The 2,523-nt window shown below is 64.6% G+C and carries 2 protein-coding genes; both read right to left on the reverse strand.

Going from position 1 to position 2,523, the window contains the following annotated elements; genetic code table 11:
* Positions 1 to 178: 178 nt before the first annotated feature.
* Positions 179 to 907: an IS21-like element helper ATPase IstB gene (gene istB, locus HHL26_RS23965; protein ID WP_031304487.1), complete on the reverse strand. Its 729-nt coding sequence runs from the start codon at positions 905 to 907 to the stop codon at positions 179 to 181.
* On the reverse strand, positions 894 to 2,408 hold the full coding sequence (gene istA / locus HHL26_RS23970) for an IS21 family transposase (RefSeq protein ID WP_021238707.1): 1,515 nt from the start codon (positions 2,406 to 2,408) through the stop codon (positions 894 to 896). The genes istB and istA overlap by 14 nt, the downstream gene beginning before the upstream one ends.
* Between the last annotated feature and the right edge of the window lie 115 nt (positions 2,409 to 2,523).

The raw sequence follows: 2,523 nt of genomic DNA on the forward strand, positions 1-2,523 counted from the left end.
TGTCAAACGGCGTTCAAAAGGGACCCCCGATCGGCGTCGAAGAGGGACCCCCTTTTCAGATAATATGATGCTGGTTTGTTGAAGATGGCCTTGCGCTGCGTGCGGCGGAGGGCGGGCGTAGCCCGACCGGAGGCGCGCGCAGCGCAAGATAGATTTTTGAAGGCGCCGAAGGTGGCTGTCAGCTGCGGTTTTTGAAGCGCCAGCTGTCGTTGCCCGTCTCGACGATATCGCAGTGGTGGGTGACGCGGTCGAGCAGCGCCGTGGTCATCTTGGGATCGCCGAACACGGTCGGCCATTCGCCGAAGGCGAGGTTCGTGGTGATGATGACGCTGGTCCGCTCATAAAGCTTGCTGATGAGGTGGAACAGCAACTGCCCTCCCGAGCGGGCGAACGGCAGATAACCGAGCTCGTCGAGAACGATCAGGTCGAGCCGCGACAGCTGCGCCGCCAGGGTCCCGCCTTTGCCGATCCGGGTCTCCTCTTCGAGGCGTGTCACCAGATCGACGGTGTTGAAGTAGCGGGCGCGAGCGCCCCTTCGCACGACATTGGCGGTGATCGCGATGGCGAGGTGGGTCTTGCCTGTCCCCGTGCCGCCGACCAGCACGATATTGCGGCGAGGCGGGAGGAAGGAGCCATCGTGAAGGGAGCGGATCATCTCCTCATTGATCGGTGTGCCCTCGAAGCTGAACCGCTCCAGGTCCTTCACCACGGGCAGCCTCGCAGCCGTCATCCGATAGCGGATGGAGGCTGCATCCCGGTGGGTCGCCTCAGCACGGAGCAGGTCGGTCAGTATCTCCATGGTGGTGCGCTTGCGCTGGAGGCCGGTGGTGACCGCCTCGTCGAACGCCGCCGCCATGCCCTTGAGTCCGAGGCCGCGCATCGTGTCGATCATATCATGCCGCTGCATCATAGCCTCGCAGCAGATCATAGCGGGCACAGTCGGCGAGCGGAGGATGCTGCAGCATCCGGTCTTCCGAAGTGACGATGCTGTGGGGTGTCGCCGGCTCGCGGCGCCGGGAGAGGATGTTGAGGATCAGCTCGTCGCTGGCCGTTCCGTTCGCCAACGCTTCGCGCACGGCAGCCTCTACCGGCTCCAGGCCATCGGTGAGCACCGCCGAGAGGACCCGCACGAACCTGCGATCGGCCTCGTCCCCGGTGCCGAGCCTTCGCCGTAATCGGTGCAGGGCGGGCGGCAGATCCCAGTCCTGGAACGGTGCGCCGTTACGCAGCGCGCCGGGCTTGTGCGCGAGGACCGGCAGATAATGCCAGGGATCGTATATCGTGCGGTTCCGACCGAAGTGGCGCTCATGCTCCCCGACGATCGCATCGCCGCAGCGTATGACGATGCGATCGGCATAGGAGCGCACCTGAACGGTCCGGCGTGCGGCCGTCGACATGACCGAGTAGCGGTTGCGATCGAAGCTGATGAGGCAGGTGCCGGTGACGGCATGCTCGCTCTCATGGAAGCCGTCGAACGGTGCCAGGATCGGCTGCAGGGCCGGTCGCTCCATATCCAGCGCCTCGGCGACGGTAATATCCCCGCGTTCGGGATGGGCATGATGCTCGGCCCAGCGCCGGCACTCGGCCTCCAGCCACCCGTTGAGCTCGGCCAGGCTGGCGAACCGGAGCCGCGGCTGGAAGAAGCGGCCTCGGATTGTCTGGACCTGCTGCTCGACCTGGCCCTTCTCCCATCCCGCCGCCGGCGAGCAGGCGGTCGGCTCGACCATGTAATGATCGGTCATGATCAGGAAGCGGCGGTTGAACACACGCTCCTTGCCGGTGAACACGGCCGTCACCGCCGTCTTCATATTATCGTAGATACCGCGTCGCGGCACACCGCCGAAGAACGCGAACGCCCGGGCATGGGCATCGAACAGCATCTCCTGGCCCTCGCGCGGATAGGCCCGGACATAGGGTGCGCGCGAGTCGCAGAGACGCATATGCGCCACCTTCACCCGCATCGGCTTGCCGGCGATCTCCACATCCTCGTGGCTCCAGTCGAACTGGTAGGCCTCACCCGGCTGGAAGGTCATCGGGATGAACGCCGGTGCGCCTTCGCCAGCATCCTTCCGCCGCGCAGCACGCCAGCGCGCCGCATAGCGGCGCACCGCATCATAGGATCCATCGAACCCCTCGCGCACCAGCAGGTCATGGATACGCGTCATCCGTAGCCGATCGCGGCGGCCGCGACCTTCGTTCTCCTCAAGCAGCGCATCGAGACGATCCTGATAAGGACCGATCCGCGGCAGCGGCTGGACTTTGCGCTGATAGTTGAACGCCGCCTCCGGCGACCGGATCGCTTTGCGGACGACCTTCCGCGACAAACGAAGGTCACGAGCGATCGCCTTGATCGCCTTACCCGCTGCATGCTCACGCCGAATCCGAACCACTGTCTCCACGATCAACATCCCGTTCTCGCCAACTGATCAAAACCAGTCGGCCGACTAAATCCCCGGGATGAAGGGGTCCTTTTTGCACGCCGATCACCCCACGAAGGGGGTGCCTATTGCACGCTGATCCTCA

The organism is Sphingobium sp. TB-6 (genome assembly GCF_012927365.1).
Classification (GTDB): Bacteria; Pseudomonadota; Alphaproteobacteria; order Sphingomonadales; family Sphingomonadaceae; genus Sphingobium.

Coding starts and splice junctions, on each gene's coding strand:
- istB (WP_031304487.1), bottom strand. CDS start 907: ATGCAGCGGCATGATATGATCGACACGATGCGCGGCCTCGGACTCAAG.
- istA (WP_021238707.1), bottom strand. CDS start 2,408: ATGTTGATCGTGGAGACAGTGGTTCGGATTCGGCGTGAGCATGCAGCG.